The following is a 627-nucleotide window of genomic DNA, read 5'->3' on the forward strand; positions in this document are numbered from 1 at the left end:
TTACAAACACATATAATAAACATTAGCCGGCGTCCGTCTCTACTCTTTCGATACAAATAGTATCGAAGTATGAAGCTGACACTCAACCGCAAATTCAAAGGTCAGACCTATACCATAGGTGACCTGTCCATCGACGGCAAATTTTTCTGTAATACCATCGAAGATGCCGTGAGGGAACTTCCGGCAACCTGTCCGGATACTCCTCGCGGCCGTTCCTGTACCTGCAAGGAAAAGGTCTATGCCAAGACTGCCATTCCTGCCGGGACTTATAAAGTCACTCTTCAGTACAGTCCCAGGTACAAGAAGAAAATGCCATATCTGCATGATGTGCCGCATTTCCTCGGCATCCTGATCCATTCCGGCAATACCGAAGTCGATTCCGCCGGCTGTATCATCGTGGGAAAGAATACGGTCAAGGGAAAAGTTTTGGAATCCCGTACTACATTCCAAAAACTGTATGCTATACTCGAGTCCGAAAGGGACATAACCATTCAGATTGTATAAATCTAATGGCGGTCAACAGGCTCAAACCACCCAGAAACCTGCGCATCGAGTTCAAACCGTCCCCACGGCAGTATGAACTCTGGAAACTGTTGCAACCGAACTATTGTCCCCATTGTGGCGGGG

At 47.5% G+C, this 627-nt stretch carries 1 protein-coding gene; it reads left to right on the forward strand.

All coding sequences use genetic code 11. From position 1 onward, the window contains the following. The first annotated feature begins 69 nt into the window (after window positions 1–69). On the forward strand, window positions 70–504 hold the full coding sequence (locus tag KG118_RS17685) for a DUF5675 family protein (protein WP_004293512.1): 435 nt from the start codon (window positions 70–72) through the stop codon (window positions 502–504). The last annotated feature ends 123 nt before the right edge of the window (window positions 505–627 follow it).

This window comes from Bacteroides propionicigenes, from assembly GCF_018390535.1.
Lineage (GTDB): Bacteria > Bacteroidota > Bacteroidia > Bacteroidales > Bacteroidaceae > Bacteroides > Bacteroides propionicigenes.

Bases quoted from the DNA above. Each gene is read 5' to 3' on its own strand.
- KG118_RS17685 (WP_004293512.1), top strand. From the start codon at position 70: ATGAAGCTGACACTCAACCGCAAATTCAAAGGTCAGACCTATACCATA.